Below are 22538 nucleotides of genomic sequence, written 5' to 3'. Positions count from 1 at the left end.
GGGGAGGGGACGGTTCGGCTCTACCTCAGTCTGCGCATGATCTTGGCCAAAAAGCGAGCATCAAACGGCCTCGCGCGGATCGAAGCCTTCGAAGGTCATCTGGTCGGCGTTTTGAAATGTACGCCGGCATGCCTCTTCGTCACGCACCGTCCAGGTGATTACAGGCAAGCCCTTTTCGCGTTCGCCTGTGATGAAGGCATTCGGCAGATCGCCATAATAATAGGAGATGAAATCCAAACCGATCTCCATCGCCTGCGCATGTGTTCTGAACTGCTCCGGCGTATTGCCGTCGGCCGTCAATCCGAGCGGGTAGGGTGCATCAAGCGCCTTCAGATCGCGCAGCAGCCAATGGTCGAAGCTCATCAGCGCCACCTTGCCTTCATAGCCTTCGAGTACTTCGAGCACGGATTCGGCAAAACCCTCGTCGTCGGCCTCACGGCCCTTCAGCTCCAGCACCAGCGGCACCTTGCCCTTGACGAGGTCTAGGAGCTGGCGGAGCGTCGGCACCTTGTCGCCCGTGCCGCCGACGGCGATCAGCCCGAGTTCCCTGGAGGTGCGCTCGCGGACGTCGCCGTTCAGATTGCACAGACGCTGAAGATCCTCGTCATGAAAGATGATCGGTACGCCGTCGGAGGCGTAATGCAGGTCGCATTCGATCGCAAAGCCGGCTTCGACCGCGCGCGAGAAGGCCGAAAGCGTATTTTCCCAGACAAGCTTATTCAGGTCATGATAGCCGCGATGGGCGACCGGCACGTCCTTGATCCAGTCCGCATTGGTCATTCTGCGATTTCCATGATAGCGTCGATCTCGACGGCGGCGTTGAGCGGCAGAGCGGCCATGCCGACGGCGGCGCGCGCATGTTTGCCGGCCTCGCCGAGCACACCGGCAATCAGGTTCGAGGCGCCGTTGATGACGAGATGCTGCTCGATGAAGTCGGGCGCCGAGGCGACGAATCCGTTCAGCTTGATGACGCGCCGGATGCGGCCGAGGTCGCCGCCGAGCGCAGCTTTGGCCTGGGCGAGGATGTTGATGGCGCAGAGCTCGGCCCCACGCTGGCCGCTCGCAACGTCGACCGTTTTGCCGAGATGGCCGGATACCGCGACCTTGCCCCCTTCGAGCGGCAGCTGTCCGGAGATGTAGAGAAGATTGCCGCTGATCACATACGGAACGTAGTTTGCGGCAGGTGCCGCAGCTTCAGGCAGGGTTATCCCCATCTCGCTCAGGCGCGCAGCAATTTCATTGGACATTTTCGTCTCCGCTTTTGTTGTCAATGTTTCAAAAATTATGCATCAAGACTAGAATCTTTAATATGACAGCTTCGAGCCTCGATTTGGCCGAAAGCTTTCTTATAACATCGCGGCCGAGTCCAACAGGAGTGAATGAATGTTCCGATCGAGTCTAGCCGCTCTGCTTCTCGCCGGCCTTTCCGCCCATGCATGGGCGGCTGCGCCTGCGGCAAGTGCTGCGATCGCGACCGGCCTCGTCGCCCATCGCGCGGTCTACGATCTGGAATTGAAGGACGCGTCGGACCGCTCCGGCATCGCCTCCATGTACGGCCGCATGGTCTATGAATTCGACGGCAGCTATTGCCAGGGCTTCACTACAAATTTCCGCTTCGTGACGCAGATCGATACCGGCGACAGCGTGCGCGTCAGCGATCAGCAGACAAAGACCTTCGAGAACCTGAAGGACCGCAAGTTTACCTTCGACACCAAATCCTTCACCGACGACCAACTCGACAAGGAGGTCAACGGCGCGGCCGAAAATCAGGCCGATGGCGTCAAGGTCGATCTCAAGCAGCCGGCGAGCCGCGAGCTGCAGCTTGGCGAAAGCCGCTTTCCGACAGAGCATATGCTCGATGTGATCCAGAACGCCAAGGAGGGAAAACGTTTCTTCGAAGCCCGCGTTTTCGACGGTTCCGATGACGGCGACAAGTCGCTGGTGACGACGACGATCGTCGGCAAGCAGGAAACGCCCGCTGCCGAGGAAGCCGACGCCGGCAATGCCGGCGCCTTCTCGAAGACAGCCTTCTGGCCGGTGACCATTGCCTATTTCAACGAGAATGCAAAATCGGATTCGGTGCCGGTCTATCGCATGTCGTTCAAGCTCTACGAGAACGGCATCACCCGCGACCTGACGATGGATTATGGCGATTTCGTCCTGACCGGGAAGCTTGCCAAGCTCGAGCTGCTCGATCACAAGGCTGAGGTCTGCAAGTAGGCCGCAGCTCCAGCGATCGGAAAACGCCGGGCTCGCCGATCAGCAACGGTCAAAGTGCCGTCAGCAAGCTGATCTTCCGCTGCGATGACGTCAATTGTTGTCCTGCATAGGGCGTTGGATCGGTTTTTCCAGCATGGGCCTTGCTTTCGTGCCAATTCGAATGTATGGGCACCGGCATTCCACACGTAAGGCATGGGATCGCCCGGGAGAAATCCGGGCTGTTCCGCCGGTGGCATTCTCGAAGAGGGTGCTGTTCGTCTTGCGGAGGTTCAACCGGAAAAGGAGTAACAAGGCATGGCATTGCCTGATTTTTCTATGCGTCAGCTTCTTGAAGCAGGCGTCCACTTCGGCCACCAGACCCATCGCTGGAACCCGAAGATGAAGCCGTATATCTTCGGCGATCGCAACAACATCCACATCATCGACCTGGCCCAGACCGTTCCGATGCTGTCGCGCGCCCTCCAGGTCGTCAGCGACACCGTCGCCCGCGGCGGCCGCGTTCTCTTCGTCGGCACCAAGCGCCAGGCGTCCGAGATCATAGCCGACAGCGCCAAGCGCTCGGCCCAGTACTACGTCAACTCGCGCTGGCTCGGCGGCATGATGACGAACTGGAAGACGATCTCCAACTCGATCCAGCGCCTGCGCAAGCTCGACGAGATCCTCAATGGCGAAGCGCAGGGCTTCACCAAGAAGGAACGCCTGAACCTCGAGCGCGAGCGTGAAAAGCTCGACAAGGCTCTCGGCGGTATCCGCGATATGGGCGGCACGCCCGACCTGATGTTCATCATCGACACCAACAAGGAAAAGATCGCGATCGACGAAGCCAAGCGCCTCGGCATCCCGGTCGTCGCCATCATCGATTCGAACTGCGATCCGGACCTGATCGACTATCCGATCCCGGGCAACGACGACGCATCGCGCGCCATCGCCCTGTATTGCGAGCTGATCTCCCGCGCTGCCATCGACGGCATTGCGCGCCAGCAGAGCTCTTCCGGCCGTGATCTCGGCGCATCCTCCGAAGTTCCGGTCGAGCCGGCTCTCGAGGAAGCAGCCGAAGGCTGATGAAGGCGGGCGGAGACAAAACTCCGTCAAAGCTTGCAGACTGGGAAGGCCGCTCGCGACTCATCGAAGTTCGGCGGCCTTACCTGTTTCAAGGCGGAGGCGTCAGGCGCTCCGTCAGTAAAGTTTCGTTATGGCGCGTCTTCATCACGCTGTCATACATACAGGTACATTTCGTGCCTCAATCCGGTGCCGCGCCGCTTTGCGGTCCACCGTTTGAACCGACAAGAGGAAGATAATGAGCGAGATTACGGCTGCAATGGTGAAGGAACTGCGCGAAAAGACCGGCGCAGGCATGATGGACTGCAAGAAGGCTCTTGCTGAAACCGGCGGCGACATGGAAGCGGCGATCGACTGGCTGCGCGCCAAGGGCATCGCCAAGGCTGACAAGAAGTCCGGCCGTACCGCCGCCGAAGGCCTCGTCGGCGTTTCGAGCGAAGGCACGAAGGCCGTCGTCGTCGAAGTCAACTCCGAAACCGACTTCGTCGCCCGTAATGATGCCTTCCAGGATCTCGTCCGCGGCATCGCCAAGGTCGCCGTCTCGACGAACGGCACTGTCGAGGCCGTCGGCGCTGCGACCTACCCGGCATCCGGCAAGTCCGTTTCCGACACCATCAAGGATGCGATCGCAACGATCGGCGAGAACATGAACCTGCGCCGTTCGATCGCTCTCTCCGTCGAGGACGGCGTCGTCGCCACCTATATCCACAATGCGGTTTCCGACGGCCTTGGTAAGCTCGGCGTTCTCGTGGCGCTGAAGTCGACCGGTGACAAGGAAGCCCTGAACGCAATCGGCCGCCAGGTCGCCATGCACATTGCTGCGACCGCGCCGCTGGCGATCCGCCCGGAGGAGGTCGATGCCGCCGTCGCCGAACGCGAGCGCAACGTCTTCATCGAGCAGTCGCGCGCTTCGGGCAAACCCGACAACATCATCGAAAAGATGGTCGAAGGCCGCATGCGCAAGTTCTTCGAGGAAGTCGCTCTTCTCTCGCAGTCTTTCGTCATCAATCCCGATCTCACCGTCGCAGCCGCCATCAAGGAAGCTGAAAAGGCCGTCGGCGCCCCGATCGAAGTTGCCGGCATGGCACGTCTCCTGCTCGGCGAAGGCGTCGAGAAGGAAGAGACCGATTTCGCGGCTGAAGTCGCGGCTGCCGTCAAGGGTTGATCTTTCAGCCATAATTGGGAAAACGCCAGGGCATCGCGTGACAACGCGGTGCCCTTCGTGTATCGGGCATTCACGGCAATTTACGAGGAGCCAAGATGTCTTTAGAGCCTGTCTATAAACGCGTTCTGCTCAAGGCTTCCGGCGAAGCGCTCATGGGTGGCCAGGGCTTCGGGATCGATGTCGCGGTGGCGGACCGCATTGCATCCGATATCGCCGAGGCAAGGCATATGGGCGTGGAAGTCGGCGTCGTCGTCGGTGGCGGCAATATCTTCCGCGGTGTCGCAGTCGCATCCAAAGGCGGCGACCGGGTGACCGGCGACCATATGGGCATGCTCGGCACCATCATCAACGCGCTCGCGCTGGCAACCTCGCTGCGCAAGCTGAACATCGATACGGTGGTGCTTTCGGCCATCTCCATGCCGGAGATCTGCGAGAGCTTCTCGCAGCGAGCGACCCTTTATCATCTGTCGATGGGACGCGTGGTGATCTTTGCCGGCGGCACCGGCAATCCCTTCTTCACCACCGATTCCGCCGCAGCACTGCGCGCCGCCGAAATGGGCGCGCAAGCGATCTTCAAGGGCACGCAGGTGGACGGCATCTACACCGCCGACCCGAAGAAATATCCCGATGCGACCCGCTTCGACCGCCTGACCCACCAGGAGGTGCTGGACAGGGGGCTTGCGGTGATGGACGTTGCCGCCGTGGCGCTTGCCAGGGAAAATTCCATTCCGATCATCGTCTTCTCGATCCACGAGAAGGGTGGTTTTGCTGAAATCTTGACGGGCGGTGGCCTCAAGACCATCGTCTCCGACAACTGATACAAGCTGCGCCGCGGTTTCGGCGCAGCCCTCGCTAGAACATGGTTGAGCTTTAGGTCCGGTTGGCCTGAAATCTGAAACATGTTCTACATTAAAGAATTAGAGCATGAGACGTCCCGAAAACCGCTGACTTTTCGGCATCGCTCTAAACGGGAGCATCGACATGAGTGAAGGTATCGATATCAAGGAACTGAAGCGCCGGATGGACGGCGCGGTCTCTGCATTCAAGAGCGACATCGCATCGTTGCGCACCGGCCGTGCTTCGGCCAACATCCTCGATCCGGTGACGATCGAGGCCTATGGTTCGCGCGTGCCCTTGAACCAGGTCGCCAACATCACCGTGCCCGAGCCGCGCATGCTGACGGTTTCCGTCTGGGACAAGTCGATGGTCAGCGCCGTCGAACGTGGCATCCGCGAATCCAATCTGGGCCTCAACCCGATCGTCGACGGCCAGAGCCTGCGCATTCCGTTGCCGGAGCTGAACGAGGAGCGCCGCAAGTCGCTCGTCAAGGTGGCGCACGACTATGCCGAAAAGAGCAAGGTCGCGATTCGCCATGTCCGCCGCGACGGCATGGACGGACTCAAGAAAGCCGAAAAGGACGGTGCAATCGGCCAGGACGAGAGCCGTGCGCAGTCCGAACGCGTACAGAAGATGACGGACGAGACGATTTCCGAAATCGACCGCTTGCTTGGCGAGAAGGAAAAGGAAATCATGCAGGTCTAGTGGACCTGTGCCTTTGCCTGGAAAGACCGGACGGGAAATGTCGGAATCTGTATTTGTGACTGTGCCAGAGCATGTTGCCATCATCATGGACGGCAATGGCCGTTGGGCCAAGCAGCGCGGCTTGCCGCGCACGATGGGCCATCGCAAGGGTGTCGAGGCCGTACGCGAGACAGTCCGCGCCGCCGGTGCGGCCGGCATAAAATATCTCACCCTCTTCGCCTTCTCCTCGGAGAATTGGCGCCGGCCCGAAGCCGAGGTTTCCGATCTGCTCGGTCTGCTCAAGGCTTTCATTCGTCGCGACCTGGCCGAGCTTCATCGTCAGAATGTGCGCATCAAGGTGATCGGCGACCGCCACAGCCTGCGCAGCGACATTCTCGGCCTGCTGCTGGAGGCGGAGGAGACCACCAGGGACAACACGGCGCTGACGCTGGTCATCGCCTTCAATTACGGCTCGCGCGATGAAATCTCGCGCGCCGTGGTGAGTCTGGCGAAGGACGTCGAGTCCGGCCGCCTGCGGGCACAGGACATCACCCCCGCGCTGATCAACGCCCGTCTCGACACGGCGGGCATCCCCGATCCGGATCTCATCATCCGCACCAGCGGCGAGGAACGGCTTTCCAACTTCCTGCTTTGGCAGGCCGCCTATTCGGAATTCATCTTCGTCCCGGAATACTGGCCCGATTTCAGCCCGGAGATTTTCCGCTCGGCGCTGGAAAAATTCGCCTCCCGCGACCGGCGCTTCGGCGGCCTGTCATCGCAGGCAGCTGCGGTCGGCACCTGATGCAGAGGGAATTGAAGCTCCGCATCGTTTCAGGATTGATTCTCGCGGTCATCGTTCTCGTCGCCACCTGGTATGGCGGCCCTGCCTTTCGCACCCTGGCGACGGTGATTGGCCTGCTGATCTATTATGAATGGTCTAAGATAACCGGCATTGCGCGGGATTGGGTCGCCAATGTGGTCGGCTGGATCGGCGAAGCGGCGGTCGCCTTCCTCGTGCTTGTCGGCAATTTCGAATTCGCCGCCGGCATGCTGGCCGGGGTCACCGCCGTCGGCATAGCCCTGATCATTCTGCACGGCACGAGTCGCTGGCTGCCTGTCGGCCTCTTCTATGCCGGCGCCACGGGCCTGGCACTCGCCGCGATCAGAAGCGACGACCAGCCCGGTCTTTACGCCATGCTTTTCGTCTTTGCTGTCGTCTGGGCGACCGATATCCTTGCCTATTTCGTCGGCAGGAGGCTCCGCGGACCGAAGCTTGCCCCATCGATCTCCCCGGGAAAGACATGGTCTGGTGCAATCGGGGGCGCCGTTTCTGCGGTCGCAGCGGGCATCCTTCTCGCCTATTTCCTCTTTCCGGGCGCCGAAGTCGCCGCCGCCGGCGTGGCGCTCATCCTGTCGATCTGCAGCCAGTCGGGCGATCTTTTCGAATCCTTCATCAAGCGAAAATTCGGCGTCAAGGATTCGAGCCGTCTTATTCCGGGCCATGGCGGCGTCATGGACCGCGTCGACGGGCTGATTTTCGCCTGTTTTGCGGCGTTCTTGCTTGCTACACTGTTTTCCCTGATAAAGGGGGCTGGCATGACGTCGCTCGGAGCGGCATTGTTCGGCCTCTGATGACGCGGCAGCCTGACGGAAGGAACCCATGGACGCGATGACCGGCATATACGCATTTGTGATGGGGAACATCGTCACCTTCATCCTGGTGCTCTCGCTGCTCGTCTTCGTGCATGAGATGGGCCATTACCTTGTCGGGCGCTGGAGCGGCATTCGTATCCTTGCCTTTTCGGTCGGGTTCGGTCCCGAGCTGTTCGGCTTCACCGACCGTCATGGAACACGCTGGAAGATCTCCGTGATCCCGCTTGGCGGTTACGTCCGCTTCTTCGGCGACGAGGATGCGTCGAGCAAACCGGACAGCGACAAGCTTGCCGCCATGTCCGAGGAGGAGAGGGCGCGCTCCTTTGCCGGCGCCAAGCTGTGGAAACGTGCCGCGACTGTCGCAGCCGGTCCGATCGCCAATTTTCTGCTGGCGATCGCCATCTTCACTGTTCTCTTCACCGTCTATGGCCGCATGATCGCCGACCCGGTCGTTGCCGAGGTCAAGCCGGAGAGCTCGGCGGCCGCGGCCGGCATCCTTCCCGGCGACCTCCTGGTTGCCCTCGATGGCGGCAAGGTCGAGACGTTTGAAGATGTGCGCCGCTATGTCGGCATGCGCCCCGGCCAGAGGATTGTCGTCACAGTCGAGCGCGGCGGCCAGAAGCTCGATGTGCCGATGGTGCCGCAGCGCGTCGACCAGACCGATCAGTTCGGCAACAAGATGGAAGTCGGTCAGATCGGCATCGCTACCGACAAGAACTCCGGCAATTTCCGGCTGCAGACCTACACGCCGCTCCAGGCGCTGCGTGAGGGCGTGATCGCCAGCGGGCAAATCGTCACGGACACCTTCAAATATATCGGCAACATCTTCAGCGGATCAATGCGGGCTGATCAACTGGGCGGGCCGATCCGTGTGGCGCAGGCTACCGGCCAGATGGCGAAGCTTGGCCTGGGGGCAGTGTTGCAGCTTGCTGCGGTGCTGTCGGTTTCGATCGGATTGCTTAACCTGATGCCGGTTCCGGTACTTGATGGTGGCCACCTGATGTTCTATGCGGTGGAAGCGGTCAGAGGAAAACCGCTGGGTGCCAAGGCCCAGGAAATTGCATTTCGTATAGGCCTGGCAATGATATTGACATTGATGGTTTTCACGACCTGGAACGACATCACCCTGAGCTGAGGGTAAACGCGTAAGGCAAGGGAATTACTATTTATTTACGATGTTTCAAGGCTGTAGTGGCGAATGGGTCACGCTTGGAAATGAAGTAAACAGAAATTAACGCCCTCCCTTGCTTGTATGTCAAAAGCGGGTAAAACGACACACGTGACCGGAATCGGGTTCTCCCGGGGACGGGGACGAGGGAAAAAAGGTAATAGGTGAAATGAAGGCTGGTTCAAAGTTTTTGAACGCAGTATCGGCGGTTGCGCTGTCTGCTAGTGTTGTTGCTTCGGGCGCAGGTGCTTTGACGTTCGTTTCCGCTACGGCCGCTGAGGCCGCGGTCATCCAGCGCATCGATGTGCGTGGCGCAAGCCGCGTCGGCGCGGAAGCTGTCCGGTCGAACCTCACCATCACGCCGGGCAAGAGTTTCTCGAACACTGATATCGATAACTCGGTCAAACAGCTTTACGGCACGGGCTACTTCTCCGATGTGAAGATTTCGGTTTCCGGCGGCACGCTCGTCGTCAACGTCCAGGAGGCCCAGCTCGTCAATCAGGTCGTCTTCAACGGCAACCGCAAGATCAAGGACGACAAGCTCGCGACGATCGTCCAGACGCATGCTGCCGGTCCTTACAGCGACACGCAGATCCAGTCCGACATCCAGGCGATCAAGGATGCCTATGCCGCCACCGGCCGCAGCGAAGTCGAAGTGACGACGCAGGTGGTGCCGCTCGGCGAGGGCCGCGTCAATCTCGCCTTTGTCATCAACGAGGGCGATCGCACCAAGATCGATTCGATCAATTTCGTCGGCAACAATGCCTACAGCGCCGGTCGTCTGGCTGCCGTCATCAATACCAAGCGTTCGAACTTCCTTTCGTTCCTGACCCGCAAGGACGTCTACAACGAAGACAAGCTTCACGCCGACGAGGAAGCGCTGCGCCAGTTCTATTACAATCGCGGCTATGCCGACATGCGCATCGTCTCTTCCGATGCCAGCTTCGACGAGGCGACCAACAAATACACGCTCACCTTCAACATCGAGGAAGGTCAGCGCTACGACTTCGGACCGGTGACCGTCCAGTCGACCGTCGAAGGTGTTGGCTCCGATCAGCTGCTGCCGCTGGTGCGCACGAAGGAAGGTCACGTCTATAGCGCCAAGGAAGTGCAGAAGTCGATCGAAGCGATCTCTGATCAGGTTGCGTCGGCCGGTTATCCCTTTGCGCGCGTCACACCGCGCGGTAACCGCGACCTCAACAACAACACGATCGGCGTCGAATATCTCGTCGACCAGGGCGAGCGCGCCTATGTGGAGCGCATCGAGATCCGCGGCAACAGCCGTACGCGCGACTACGTCATCCGCCGCGAATTTGACATGAGCGAAGGTGACGCCTTCAATCAGCAGATGATCACCAAGGCCAAGCGTCGTCTGGAGGCGCTCGGTTACTTCTCTTCCGTCAATATCTCCACGCAGCCGGGCAGCTCCCCCGATCGTGTCGTGGTGGTGGTCGACGTGCAGGATCAGTCGACCGGTTCGTTCGGTGTCGGCGCGGGTTATGCCGCCGGCGGCGACGGTCTGCTGCTCGAAGCATCGATCGAAGAAAAGAACTTCCTTGGCCGCGGTCAGTACATCCGCATCTCGGCCGGCGGCGGTCAGGAAGGCTCGCGCGCCTACGGCGTCAGCTTCACCGAACCCTATTTCCTCGGCTACCGCCTGGCGGCGGGCTTCGACGTCAACCACAGTGAAACGTCGAGCAACGACAATTACGACTACCAGGAAACCAGCGTCGTTCTGCGCGTCACGGCGCCGATCACCGAAGATCTGGCGACGACTTTCCGCTATAACTACAAGCAGATGAAGTACGACGCTGACAACAGCGATCTTTCCGATCTGTCCGCTCCGTATCAGCACCTCGTTGAGGACAGCCCGTGGACACGTTCCTCCGTCTCGCAGACGCTGACCTACAACACGCTCGATGACACTGTTCTGCCGCGCGAAGGCATCTACGCGACGGCGACGCAGGAAATTGCCGGCCTCGGTGGCGACTCGCAGTTCTATAAGATCTACGGCAAGGCCCGCTACTACCACCTGCTTGCTGATGATGCCGATATCATCGGCTCGGTTTCGGCCTCGGCGGGTTATGTCGTCGGCTTCGGTGAGCACCTGAATGTCTTCGACCAGTTCACGCTGACCAATGGCGACATTCGCGGTTTCGAGAACAAGGGTATCGGCCCACGCGTCAGGGGTGACAACGACGATCCGCTGGGCGGCACAACGTACTTCACCGCATCGGCCGAAGCGACGTTCCCGATGCCGGGCTTCCCGCGCGACTTCAACCTGCGCGGCGCGGTCTTCGCCGATGCCGGCACGTTGTTCGGCAACGACGTTGACCTGAGGGGCGACGGCATTGAGGGCGAAGACGCCTCGCTGCGCGCCTCCGTCGGTGTCGGCGTCGTCTGGCAGTCTCCTTTCGGTGCATTGCGTCTGGATTACGCAATCCCGGTTCTCAAGGAAGACTTCGACAAGACGCAGAACTTCAAGTTTGGCATCAACAACCAATTCTGATATCGGCAGTCCGGAACTGTAAGACTCAATTCCGTTCTGGAGCATTGCCGATGGAGCAAAACGGTTTTTTTCTGCCCCATGAAGGTCTGAGGCTCGCTGAGCTGGCAGAGTTTCTTGGGGCAGAACTCGCCAATTCCGATCATGCCGATGTTATCGTCAAGTCTGTCGCCCCCATCAGCCGGGCGCGGGCTGGCGATGTCTGTTATATCCTGTCGCGCCGTAACCGGGAGGAGTTTGCGACATGCGAGGCCTCGGCGGTGATCTGCGACAAAGCGCTTGCCGATCTCGTTCCTCCGCATCTTCCGGTTATCTTTTCGTCCAATCCGCATGCTGCCTTCGCAATGGCGGGAGGCTTGTTCTACCCCGCAGCATTGCGTCCGGTCGCTCTTTCGGGTGAAAGCGAGATTGCTCCGAGCGCGATCATCGATCAGAGCGCCAAACTTGAAAAGGGCGTGATCGTCGAACCGTTGGCCGTGATTGGTGCGCATGCCAAGATCGGGACGGGAACGCGCATCGGCGCGAACAGCGTCATTGGCCCGAATGTCAAGATCGGCCGGGATTGTTCGATTGCGGCTGGAGCGAGCATTCTTTGCGCGCTGATCGGCAATGGCGTCATCCTCCACAATGGCGTTCGGATCGGCCAGGATGGTTTTGGTTATGCACCGGGGCCGCGCGGCATGATCAAGATCGTTCAGATCGGCCGGGTGATTATCCAGGACAATGTCGAGATCGGCGCCAACACCACCGTCGACCGCGGCGCCATGGACGACACTGTGATCGGCGAGGGGACAAAAATCGACAATCAGGTCCAGATTGGCCACAACGTCCAGATCGGCCGCCATTGCGCCATCGTTTCGCAGGTCGGCATCGCCGGCAGCACGAAGATCGGCAATGGCGTGCAGATCGGCGGCCAGGTGGGAATCAAGGGGCATGTGACGATCGGTGACGGCGTGCAGATCGCTGCCAAAAGCGGTATCATGACCGACCTTGCCGCCGGCGGACAATATGGCGGTGTCCCTGCACGTCCGCTAAAAGACTATCTGAGAGAGGCCGCGCAACAGGTGTCGAAGTCCAAGTTGCGCGGGAGGAACCCTGGAGGCAAGCAAGATGACTGAGGAAGCCACGACGACGCTTTCTTCGGCTGATATTTCCGAAATCATGAAGCTGCTGCCGCATCGCTATCCGTTTCTCATGGTCGACAAGATCATCGAGATCGACGGCGACAACGCGGCGATCGGCATCAAGAACGTCACGGTGAACGAGCCGCATTTCACCGGCCATTTTCCCGAAGCGCCGATCATGCCCGGGGTTTTGCTGATCGAGGGCATGGCGCAGACGGCGGGCGCCATCTGCGCCAAGAAGGAAGGGCAGACCGGCAACCTCGTCTACTTCATGACCATCGAGAATGCGCGCTTCCGCAAGCCGGTCGTGCCCGGCGACCGCGTCGAATTCCACGTGAAGAAGCACAAGCAGCGTGGCAATATCTGGAAATTCCATTGCGACGCCAAGGTCGACGGCGCACTTGTCGCCGAAGCCGATATCGGCGCGATGATCGTTCGTAAGGATCAGGCATGAGCAATATCGCCGAAAGCGCCCGTATTCATCCGATGGCTGTCGTCGAAGACGGAGCTACCATCGGCGAGGGCGTCAAAATCGGTCCTTTCTGCCATGTCGGGCCGCATGTTGTCCTGCATGCGAATGTCGAGCTCCTGGCGCATGCGGTCGTCAACGGCCGCACCGTGATCGGCAAAGGCACGCGCATCTTTCCGATGGCCGTGGTCGGCGGTGATCCGCAGAGCGTGCACCACGGCGGCGAGGAAACGACGCTGACGGTCGGCGCCAATTGCACGATCCGCGAAGGTGTGACGATGAACACCGGCACGGCCGATTTCGGCGGCCAGACGATCGTTGGCGACAACAACCTTTTCCTTGCCAATTCCCACGTCGCGCACGACTGCCGGGTCGGCAACCATGTGATCATGTCGAACAACGTCATGCTCGCCGGCCATGTCGTCATCGAGGATCGCGTTATCCTGGGCGGCGGCTCGGCTGTTCACCAGTTCACCCGCGTCGGCCGCCACGCCTTCGTCGGCGGCCTGTCGGCGGTGAGTTACGATGTCATTCCCTATGGCATGCTGAACGGTAATCCAGGTCTGCTGGGCGGCCTCAACGTCGTCGGCATGACGCGGGCCGGCATCGACCGCGCTGTCATCCACCGGGTGCGCCGCGCCTACAAGGCGATCTTCGAAGGAACGGGCTCCGTGCGCGAAAACGCCGCCGCGATCCGTGAGGAATATGCCGATTGCGAGCAGGTGGTGCAGATCCTCGACTTCATTGCAGCCGACAGCGACCGCGCACTGTCCTCGCCGACCCGGGGGCAGAAGGGCTAGTCCGTGGCTTTAACAGGCGACACCGCTGCGGGCCGGTTGGCGATCATCGCCGGCGGTGGCCTTCTGCCTTGCTATGTCGCCGAAGCCGCGCGCGCGGCTGGCGAAAATCCCGTTATCGTCGCGCTGAAGGACGAAAGTGATCCACGTTGGGAAGGCTATGATCACGCCGTTATCGGCATCGGCGATTTCGCCGCCCTTGAGGGCCTCTTCAACCGATATGGCGTCGGACGTGTGGTGATGTCGGGAAGTGTGCGCCGCCGGCCGGAATGGCGCGAGGTGCGCCCGACGTTGCGCATTCTGATGAAGGTCCCGGCCGCCATTCGCACATTGCTCTCAGGCGGCGACGATACGGTTCTGCAGATGGTGATCCGGTTGATCGAGGGGAACGGGCGGCGGGTCGTCGGCGCCCACGAGATCGCCCCCGACCTGCTCGCTTCCGTTGGCCCGCTTGGTGCCGCCGCCCCCGGCGAGGAAGACCGGCGAGATATCAGCCGAGCCGCCGATGCCGCCGAGACGCTTGGCCGGCTGGATGTCGGGCAGGGTGCAGTCAGCATCGGCGGGCGCGTTGTCGCGCTGGAAGGACTTGAGGGCACAGATGAGATGCTGGACCGTGTTGCCGGCCTCAGGACCGCCGGACGGATTTCGCCGCGCCGCCGCGGCGTGCTCGTCAAGCTCTGCAAGCCGCAACAGGACATTCGCGCTGACCTGCCGGCGATCGGCGTTGCCACAATCCTGAACGCTGCGAAAGCCGGCCTTGCCGGCATCGCAATCGAGGCCGGTCGCTCGCTGGTGCTTGATCGGACCGCGGTCATCAGCGCCGCCGACGAGGCTGGGTTGTTCGTCTGCGGCATCGATCGTGGTCTGCCGGCATGGGGGCTCGAATGAACGGAGCGCCGCTGAAGATCGCCGTCATTGCCGGGGAAGTGTCGGGCGATCTGCTTGGCGCCGATCTCATCGCGGCGCTGAAGCGGATTTACAGCGGGCCGGTGGAACTTGTCGGCGTTGGCGGCGAGGGGCTGCAGGCGGAGGGGTTGAAATCCCTGTTCGATTTTTCCGAGCTGTCGATCATGGGCATCACCCAGGTGCTGAGCCGGCTGCCAAGGCTGTTTGGCCTGATCCGTCAAACCACGGCTGAGATCGTCGCCGCAAAGCCGGATATCCTTGTCATCATCGACAGTCCCGATTTCACCCATCGCGTCGCCAAGCGCGTGCGCACCGCGTTGCCCGATCTGCCGGTCGTCAATTACGTCTGTCCGAGCGTCTGGGCCTGGAAGGAATATCGCGCCACGCGCATGCTCGCCTATGTCGATCACGTGCTTGCCGTCCTGCCCTTTGAACCGGCAGCCATGCAGCGCCTCAATGGGCCGGCGACGACCTACGTCGGGCATCGTCTGGTCGCCGACCCAGCGCTGCTGGAGACACGTCGCCTGCGCCTGGGAAGGCAGCCAGGTAACGGTCCGATCCTGCTTCTTCCTGGCTCGCGCTCCTCCGAGATCCAGAAGCTTCTGCCTTACTTCGAGATCGCCGCGAATGAACTCGTCGCCCGCAATGGGCCGACACGCTTCATTCTGCCGACGGTGACGCACAGGCAAGCGCTTGTCCACGAAATCACGGCGGCGTGGGCGGTAAAGCCGGAAATCGTCGTCGGCGCGCAAGCAAAATGGAAGGCCTTTGCCGAGGCCGATGCGGCCATGGCGGCGTCCGGAACCGTTATTCTCGAACTCGCCCTTGCCGACGTTCCCGTCGTCTCCGCCTACAAGGTCGACTGGATCATGCGCATGCTGACATCGGGCATCAAGACCTGGACCGGTGCGCTGCCGAACCTGATCGCCGATTACCCGGTCGTGCCGGAATATCTGAACGATGTCGTTCGCGGTGCAAGCCTTGCGCGCTGGATGGAAAGGCTGTCGGCCGACACCTATCAGCTTAAGGCGATGAAGGAAGGCTACGAGCTCATCTGGCAGCGCATGCAGACGGAAAAGCCGCCCGGCGAACAGGCCGCCGAAATCCTTCTCGACGTTTTGAACAAGAAAAAACCCGGCCATTCCTGACCGGGTTTCTTTTGAGCTCTGAAGCGATCAGCGCTTCGAAACCGGGATGTAGTCGCGCTTCGGTTCGCCGACATAGAGCTGGCGCGGACGGCCGATGCGCTGTTCCGGATCCTCGATCATCTCGTTCCACTGGGCGATCCAGCCGACGGTGCGGGCAAGCGCGAAGAGCACGGTGAACATGGTGGTGGGGAAGCCCAGCGCCTTCAGCGTGATGCCGGAATAGAAGTCGATATTGGGATAGAGCTTCTTCTCGATGAAATATTCGTCGGTGAGCGCAATGCGCTCCAGCTCCATCGCAACTTCCAGCAACGGATCGTCCTTGATGCCAAGTTCGCCAAGCACTTCATGCGTCGTCTTCTGCATGATCTTGGCGCGCGGATCATAGTTCTTATAGACGCGGTGGCCGAAGCCCATCAGCCGGAACGGATCGTTCTTGTCCTTGGCGCGGGCGACATATTCCGGAATGCGGTCAACGGTGCCGATTTCTGTCAGCATGTTGAGAGCCGCTTCGTTGGCGCCGCCATGGGCGGGGCCCCAGAGGCAAGCGATGCCGGCAGCGATGCAGGCGAACGGATTGGCGCCCGACGAACCGGCGAGACGGACGGTCGAGGTCGAAGCGTTCTGCTCGTGATCGGCATGCAGGATGAAGATGCGGTCCATGGCGCGGGCAAGCACCGGATTGACCACATATTCCTCGCAGGGGACGGCAAAGCACATGCGCAGGAAGTTCGACGCATAGTCGAGGTCGTTCTTCGGGTAAACGAAGGGCTGGCCGATATGATACTTGTAGGCCATAGCGGCAAGCGTCGGCATCTTGGCGATCATGCGCAGGCTGGCGACCATGCGCTGGTGCGGATCGGTGATGTCTGTGGAGTCGTGATAGAAGGCCGACAGGGCGCCGACACAGCCGCACATCACAGCCATCGGATGCGCATCACGGCGGAAGCCGGTGAAGAAGCGGCTCATCTGCTCATGCACCATCGTGTGGTGCGTGACGCGATAGTCGAAGTCCTTCTTCTGCGCGGCCGTCGGCAGTTCGCCGTAGAGCAGGAGGTAGCAGACCTCGAGGAAGTCGCCGTGCTCGGCAAGCTGCTCGATTGGATAGCCGCGGTGCAGCAGCACACCTTCGTCACCGTCGATATAGGTGATTTTGGATTCACAGGATGCGGTCGAGGTGAAGCCCGGATCGTAAGTGAAGGAAGCGGTGTTTTTGTAGAGGGCACCGATGTCGATGACGCTCGGGCCGATCGTGCCGCTTTTAACGGCGAGGTCGACTGATTTGTCACCGATTTTTATTGTAGCGCTTTGATCCGTCATGCTGATCCTCCGAAATGTCGGTGGCGCCACAAAAGCGCCATAGGGGTTAAGCGTCCTTTCCGATAGCTATATGATCGTGACGCTAATGCCAAGTTACCGTGATGGCATTTTGTGCATTGCGGCATCACCTTTTAGGCACCGCAGCGATGAGCCGCACGCATAACGGAAGCCGATGATTCGACTTGCCTTTTGCTCCTTTGGGTTTTCCTTCGTATTTCAACCGATTATTCTTGCCGGATTTGCGTGAAGGTTGCATTCTGGCGACTTCGCGGGGCATTTTGGGCGGCGCATGCAGGAACAGACGACAGCCGAATTGCGGCCGCAAGTGGGCGCCGGCCTTGCCGATCCGCCGAATTTTCCTGCGCCTGCGGTGGTGACTCAATCGGTAAGGACGCAGTCGCAGACCCCGTTGCGTCATCGGCTGCTGGCCGCCGCCCGGCAATCGCTGCCTGCCGGAGCCTACATGCTGGGCGAAGAGGCCGATTATGGCCGAATGCTGCTGTTCTCGCCGGTCTTCCTCGGAGCCGGCTCGGCCTTCTGGTTTCTTGCGGCATCGGATTTGCCCCTCGTTCCATCGCTGCTCTGCTTGCTGGTGTCGGCGGCCGCGGTTTTCCTCACCGGTCCCAGCCGGCCGGCCTTGCGCGCAAGTTTGATGGCGCTGGCACTTTTCGCCGGCGGCATGCTCTCGGCTCAGTTTGAGAGCTGGCGGGCTTCGACGGTGATCCTCGATTCATCCGTGACGACGACGGTGACCGGCCGTGTCGAACGGCGGGAAGGGGACGGCCGCGGGCGCTGGCGCTACATTCTTGCCGTCACAGGCACCGAGGCTCCGGAGCTGAAACGGCCGCCGAGACGCATCACCGCGATCGTCCGGGGCGCCGATGCGCCTTTCGAAATCGGCGACATCATCACCGGCAAGGCACGGCTGACACCGCCGGCGGGCCCCGCACTTCCCGCGCTCAACGATTTCTCCTTCGGTGCCTATTTCGACGGCATCGGTGCCAACGGTTTCTTCTATGGTGCGCCGGAGAAACTCGACTTGGAGGCAGGCCCGCAGGCGGCCAGCTCGACGTCGGACGCTCTGCTCGAATGGCTCTACCGGCTGCGCAGCAGCATCGGCGACCGCATAAGATCGATCCTGCCCGGCGATACCGGCGCTTTTGCCGCTGCTCTGGTGACGGATGAACGGCGCGCCATCTCGAAGACGACGACGGAGGCGCTGCGCCAGTCCGGCCTTGCCCATATCGTCGCGATCTCGGGCCTCAACATGGCGCTGTCGGCCGGCATCTTCTTCGTCGGCTTCCGCATGCTGCTCTGCCTCTTTCCCGGCGTCGCCCAAGCCTATCCGACAAAGAAGATCGCCGCCGCCGGTGCGCTCATGGCCGTCACCGCCTATTACCTGATCTCCGGTTTCGGGGTTTCGGCCGAGCGCGCTTTTATCATGATGACCATCATGCTGATTGCCGTCTTCTTCGATCGGCCGTCGATCAGCCTGCGCAATGTCGTTCTCTCTGCGCTCATCATCATCGCCATTTCACCTTCGGAAGTATTGGGACCGAGCTTTCAGATGTCCTTTGCCGCGACATTGGCTTTGGTATCGGGCTATCAGCTGTGGAAGGACAGGCGTGTCCGTGAAAACGCTTTCCTGAAATTGCCGATCATCAGGCCGGTGGTTGTCGTCGCCGGTTTCTTCGGCGGCGTCTTCCTGACCTCGCTGATCGGCGGTTTTTCCACCGCCCTGTTTTCGATCGAGCATTTTCATCGCCTGACGGCTTACGGCCTGCCGGCAAACCTTGCGACGATGCCGATCATCTCCTTCATCGTCATGCCGGCCGGGCTGCTGGCGATGCTGCTCATGCCCTTCGGGCTGGATGCTCCGCTCTGGACGGTGGTCGGATTCGGCCTCGATCTGGTGATTGCGGTTGCCAAGACGGTGTCCGGCTGGGGCGGCGATATCGGCATCGGCCGCTTGCCCGCCTGGTATTTCGCAGTGGCGGTGGCAGGCTTTCTGCTGCTGACGCTGCTGCGCACCCGGCTGCGCCATGTCGGCACATCCATCATCGCCGTCTCGACACTCACCGTACTGCTGCTGCCGGCTCCCCGCCCGCCGGATCTGGTGATTTCGGAGGATGGTGGTCTGGTTGCGGTCGTTGCGGCTGAGGCAATCGCGTCCAACCGTGAAAACCCGCCGGATTTCATCTTCGACCAGTGGCAGCGAGCGCTGGTCCTGCCGACACATGTTCCACCGAAGATGCTGGATGGTCCGGCTATCCCGCCGGAAGGAGAAGACCGCCGAGTCAGGCTTTCCCGCGATCAGCAGAACGAAGCGAGCGCAGCGATGCGGGCAGCCGCAGCAGGCGGTGAAGCAAACCGGTTTTCCTGCGTCAAGAAGGCGTGGTGCACATCACGACTCGGCAATGGCCATATCGTCACCGTCATCGACAATGCCGCCTATCTCGGCCCGGCCTGCGATACGGCCGATATCGTCGTGACCTCGGTCCGCCTGCGTTTCAACAGCTGCCGTTCAGGCGGGACGCTCTTCACCGGCGAGACGCTCCGCAGGACCGGTTCCGTCGAATTGCGCTTCGCCGATGCCGGCCTGCAGGTCGCAACCGCATTCGAGGCGCTATCGCGGCCATGGATGCGCCATCGCGCCTATGATTGGCGCAAAGACAGTTTTACCGAATCCGGTCCGGCTGCTGTCAGTGATAACGGCGAATGAGGCCGACGAGCTTGCCCTGCACCTTGACGCGGTCCGGCCCGAAAATCCGGGTCTCGTAAGCCGGGTTGGCGGCTTCCAACGCGATCGAGGCGCCCTTCCGGCGGAAGCGTTTCAGCGTTGCTTCCTCGTCGTCGACGAGGGCAACGACGATGTCGCCGGGACTTGCGGTGCTGCCGTTGCGGATGATCACGGTGTCGCCGTCGAAGATGCCGGCGTCGATCATCGAATCGCCCTTGACCTCCAGCGCGTAGTGCTCACCGGAGCCAAGCATGTCCGCGGGAATGACGATGTCATGCGTGTTGTTCTGGATCGCCGAGATCGGAACGCCGGCGGCGATTCTTCCCATGACCGGCACGGAGACAGAGTTGCCGTTGTCGGCGACCGGCTTTGCGGCAGCGGGGGCGGCGACCGGCTGGGGTTTGCCGAGGCTGCCCTCGATGACGCTCGGCGAAAAACCGCGGCGCTGTTGCAGGCTGGGGTTATAGGCCTCCGGAAGCTTGATCACTTCAAGCGCCCGGGCGCGATTCGGTAGGCGGCGAATGAAGCCGCGCTCCTCGAGCGCCGTGATCAGGCGGTGAATGCCGGATTTCGAGGCGAGATCCAGGGCATCCTTCATTTCGTCGAAGGAGGGAGGGACGCCGGATTCCTTCATGCGCTCATGAATGAAAAGGAGAAGCTCCTGTTGTTTGCGCGTGAGCATCGACGTCAGACCCCTGATTGAAACAAATCCAGAACAGACACTATATGTTCCATATGTGTTCCGCAAGTAGCTAAATTTCCGTAAAACTTCGGGCCAACTCGTCGAGATTTTTAATTTCATTCGACGGGATTGGCGCACATCGCTTGCATTCGGGGAGGGGCTGTCGCACATCTTTGCCCCTTTCAGGAGGATATCATGAACGCGCATTCCGCCAAGTCGCATCCGCTGGATCACGTCGTGCTGCCGGTGGTCAATATCGATCTGGCGCGTGAGAGGCTCGGCAAGCTCGGTTTCACCGTCGCCGCCGATGGGCGCCATCCCTTCGGAACGGAGAATGCCTGCGTCTTTTTCGCCGACAAGACCTATCTGGAGCCGCTTGGCGTGGCGAGCGTCGAGGAGAGCGAGGCAGCGGCCCGCCACGGCAATGTCTTCATCGCCCGCAATCGCGCCTTCCGCTTCCGCTGCGGCGAGGAGGGATTGTCTGCGCTGGCCTTCCTCAGCGAGGATGCCGGCCTCGATCATAAGCGCTTCGTCAGCAACGGCGCGAGCGCCGGCGAGATGTTGCAATTCAGCCGGCCGATGCGGATGCCGGATGGTTCGGAGACCGTCGGCAGCTTCAAGCTGGCCTTTGCAGCTGATCTGCGCGCACCCGATTTCTTTCTCTTTACCTGCCAGCGCATCAATTCCTTCCCGACAGATCGCGCCGCGCTGGAGACGCATGCCAATGGCGTGATCGGCATTGCCGAGATCGCGCTTTGTGCGCCGGACCCGGCGGCATTCGCCGCCTTCGTCGGGCTTGCGATAGGGCAGGCGGCGGCGGAGAAAACCGGTTTCGGCGTGAATATCGCGGCATCAAATGCGAAGATCAGCCTGATGACGCCCGAAGGGCTGGAGGCCTATTTCGAGCTTGCCGTCTCATCCGCCGATCGTGGTCTGCGCGGCCGGGTAATCCTCTTCACCGTCGCCGATCTTGCCGTGACAGAAGCGCATTTGGGTGCTAACGGGATCACATTCACGCGCAAGAACAATCGCATTCTGGTGAAGTCTACGCCCGGGCAGGGTGCGCTCTTCGCCTTCGAGGAAACACGATGAGCACCGACACGAATTCCGAAGTCAGGATCGGCGAAGGCGAAGGTCAGGTCACCTTTTCCAATACCGCCCGCCTGTCGCTGATTGCCGGCCCCTGTCAGATGGAGAACCGGGACCACGCCTTCATGGTCGCCGGCACGCTGAAGGAGCTTTGCGCAAAGCTTGGCATGGGTCTTGTCTACAAAAGCTCCTTCGACAAGGCCAACCGCACCTCGCTCTCGGCCGAGCGCGGCATCGGCCTGGAAAAGGGCATGGAGGTCTTTGCCGACCTCAAGAAGGAATTCGGCTTTCCGGTCATAACCGACGTCCATACGGCCGAGCAATGCGCCGAGGTGGCCAAGGTGGTCGATGTCCTGCAGATCCCGGCCTTCCTCTGCCGTCAGACCGACCTACTGATCGCCGCCGCAAGGACCGGCCGTGCCGTCAATGTCAAGAAGGGCCAGTTCCTCGCCCCCTGGGACATGAAGAACGTCCTGAAGAAGCTCAACGCCAGCGGCAATCCGAATGTGCTCTTGTGCGAGCGTGGCGCTTCCTTCGGCTACAATACGCTGGTCTCCGACATGCGCTCGCTGCCGATTATGGCGGCGATGGGCGCTCCCGTCATCTTCGACGCGACGCATTCCGTCGCTCAGCCGGGCGGGCAGGGCGATTCCTCCGGCGGCCAGCGCGAGTTCGTGGAAACGCTGGCGCGCGCGGCAGTGGCGACGGGAATTGCCGGCGTCTTCCTCGAAACCCATCAGGACCCCGACAACGCGCCGTCCGATGGCCCGAATATGGTTTATCTCAAGGACATGCCGCGACTGCTCGAGAAGCTGCTTGCCTTCGATGCGATCGCCAAGTCCTGACGTTCAACAAGCTGACATGTTCGTGGTTTAGGCCACGACGGAATGCTGGTTCGGAGGCCGGAAATTGCGGCATTGTAATTTGCACGCCTTCGATTATGACAGGCTTCGAACGACTTATCACCCACCGAG

At 60.9% G+C, this 22538-nt stretch carries 21 protein-coding genes; 17 read left to right on the top strand and 4 right to left on the bottom strand.

All coding sequences use genetic code 11. The features are described 5' to 3' along the window. Positions 1-60 precede the first annotated feature (60 nt). Entirely contained in the window at positions 61-780 is a 720-nt protein-coding gene (locus HJC00_RS16815; protein WP_210631518.1) for a glycerophosphodiester phosphodiesterase, read from the bottom strand. Then, entirely contained in the window at positions 777-1247 is a 471-nt protein-coding gene (locus HJC00_RS16810) for a RidA family protein (RefSeq protein WP_210631517.1), read from the bottom strand. Before HJC00_RS16810 ends, HJC00_RS16815 begins: the two co-directional genes overlap by 4 nt. A 136-nt stretch (positions 1248-1383) precedes the next feature. Here HJC00_RS16810 and HJC00_RS16805 point away from each other — a divergent pair, with 136 nt between their 5' ends. From HJC00_RS16805 to lpxB, 14 genes are all read left to right on the top strand, one after another. Further along, on the top strand, positions 1384-2220 hold the full coding sequence (locus HJC00_RS16805; protein WP_210631516.1) for a cell envelope integrity EipB family protein: 837 nt from the start codon (positions 1384-1386) through the stop codon (positions 2218-2220). 294 nt (positions 2221-2514) lie between these two features. Next, positions 2515-3282, top strand: coding sequence for a 30S ribosomal protein S2 (rpsB, locus tag HJC00_RS16800; RefSeq protein WP_003573382.1), 768 nt, complete (start codon positions 2515-2517; stop codon positions 3280-3282). 235 nt (positions 3283-3517) lie between these two features. Then, positions 3518-4444: a translation elongation factor Ts gene (gene tsf, locus HJC00_RS16795; RefSeq protein WP_210631515.1), complete on the top strand. Its 927-nt coding sequence runs from the start codon at positions 3518-3520 to the stop codon at positions 4442-4444. A gap of 95 nt (positions 4445-4539) precedes the next feature. Beyond that, positions 4540-5262 (top strand): UMP kinase, encoded by a 723-nt coding sequence (gene pyrH, locus HJC00_RS16790; protein WP_064691480.1) that lies wholly within the window; start codon positions 4540-4542, stop codon positions 5260-5262. 163 nt (positions 5263-5425) lie between these two features. After that, complete coding sequence (frr, locus tag HJC00_RS16785; RefSeq protein WP_039619546.1) at positions 5426-5986, top strand: ribosome recycling factor; 561 nt, start codon at positions 5426-5428, stop codon at positions 5984-5986. 37 nt (positions 5987-6023) lie between these two features. Further along, on the top strand, positions 6024-6767 hold the full coding sequence (locus tag HJC00_RS16780) for an isoprenyl transferase (RefSeq protein WP_210631514.1): 744 nt from the start codon (positions 6024-6026) through the stop codon (positions 6765-6767). Next, positions 6767-7597, top strand: coding sequence for a phosphatidate cytidylyltransferase (locus tag HJC00_RS16775; RefSeq protein ID WP_210631513.1), 831 nt, complete (start codon positions 6767-6769; stop codon positions 7595-7597). Before HJC00_RS16780 ends, HJC00_RS16775 begins: the two co-directional genes overlap by 1 nt. 28 nt (positions 7598-7625) lie before the next feature. Next, the gene (rseP, locus tag HJC00_RS16770) at positions 7626-8753 is read left to right on the top strand and encodes an RIP metalloprotease RseP (protein ID WP_221124080.1); all 1128 of its coding nucleotides are present in this window, start codon (positions 7626-7628) and stop codon (positions 8751-8753) included. Positions 8754-8955: 202 nt separating this feature from the next. Continuing rightward, positions 8956-11295, top strand: a complete 2340-nt coding sequence (bamA, locus tag HJC00_RS16765; protein WP_210631511.1) for an outer membrane protein assembly factor BamA — start codon at positions 8956-8958, stop codon at positions 11293-11295. 50 nt (positions 11296-11345) lie between these two features. After that, on the top strand, positions 11346-12410 hold the full coding sequence (gene lpxD / locus HJC00_RS16760; protein WP_221164378.1) for a UDP-3-O-(3-hydroxymyristoyl)glucosamine N-acyltransferase: 1065 nt from the start codon (positions 11346-11348) through the stop codon (positions 12408-12410). Then, entirely contained in the window at positions 12403-12870 is a 468-nt protein-coding gene (gene fabZ, locus HJC00_RS16755; RefSeq protein ID WP_210631509.1) for a 3-hydroxyacyl-ACP dehydratase FabZ, read from the top strand. Before lpxD ends, fabZ begins: the two co-directional genes overlap by 8 nt. After that, the gene (lpxA, locus tag HJC00_RS16750; protein ID WP_210631508.1) at positions 12867-13685 is read left to right on the top strand and encodes an acyl-ACP--UDP-N-acetylglucosamine O-acyltransferase; all 819 of its coding nucleotides are present in this window, start codon (positions 12867-12869) and stop codon (positions 13683-13685) included. Before fabZ ends, lpxA begins: the two co-directional genes overlap by 4 nt. Positions 13686-13688: 3 nt before the next feature. Then, positions 13689-14570: an LpxI family protein gene (locus HJC00_RS16745; protein ID WP_210631507.1), complete on the top strand. Its 882-nt coding sequence runs from the start codon at positions 13689-13691 to the stop codon at positions 14568-14570. Next, positions 14567-15736 (top strand): lipid-A-disaccharide synthase, encoded by a 1170-nt coding sequence (gene lpxB / locus HJC00_RS16740; RefSeq protein ID WP_221146563.1) that lies wholly within the window; start codon positions 14567-14569, stop codon positions 15734-15736. The genes HJC00_RS16745 and lpxB overlap by 4 nt, the downstream gene beginning before the upstream one ends. A gap of 27 nt (positions 15737-15763) precedes the next feature. Here lpxB and gltA read toward each other — a convergent pair whose 3' ends face one another. Continuing rightward, positions 15764-17053, bottom strand: coding sequence for a citrate synthase (gene gltA, locus HJC00_RS16735; RefSeq protein WP_126921050.1), 1290 nt, complete (start codon positions 17051-17053; stop codon positions 15764-15766). Between the two features lie 289 nt (positions 17054-17342). On the opposite strand from gltA, the gene HJC00_RS16730 reads away from it, so the two are divergent. Beyond that, positions 17343-19775 carry a ComEC/Rec2 family competence protein gene (locus tag HJC00_RS16730; protein ID WP_221146564.1) on the top strand — a complete coding sequence of 811 codons (2433 nt, stop codon included), beginning with the start codon at positions 17343-17345 and terminating at the stop codon, positions 19773-19775. Here HJC00_RS16730 and lexA read toward each other — a convergent pair. Further along, on the bottom strand, positions 19756-20475 hold the full coding sequence (gene lexA / locus HJC00_RS16725; RefSeq protein ID WP_210631504.1) for a transcriptional repressor LexA: 720 nt from the start codon (positions 20473-20475) through the stop codon (positions 19756-19758). The genes HJC00_RS16730 and lexA overlap by 20 nt on opposite strands. 195 nt (positions 20476-20670) lie before the next feature. Between lexA and HJC00_RS16720 the strand changes: the two genes are divergently transcribed. Next, positions 20671-21567 (top strand): VOC family protein, encoded by an 897-nt coding sequence (locus HJC00_RS16720; protein WP_210631503.1) that lies wholly within the window; start codon positions 20671-20673, stop codon positions 21565-21567. Further along, a complete protein-coding gene (gene kdsA / locus HJC00_RS16715; protein ID WP_210631502.1) occupies positions 21564-22409 on the top strand; it encodes a 3-deoxy-8-phosphooctulonate synthase in 846 nt (281 codons plus the stop codon). Before HJC00_RS16720 ends, kdsA begins: the two co-directional genes overlap by 4 nt. Positions 22410-22538: the final 129 nt, after the last annotated feature.

The organism is Rhizobium sp. NLR22b, assembly GCF_019685295.1.
In the GTDB taxonomy this organism is placed as follows: domain Bacteria; phylum Pseudomonadota; class Alphaproteobacteria; order Rhizobiales; family Rhizobiaceae; genus Rhizobium.
The sequence above is the reverse complement of the archived record's forward strand: the minus strand, read 5'-3'. Positions and strand labels throughout refer to the sequence as shown.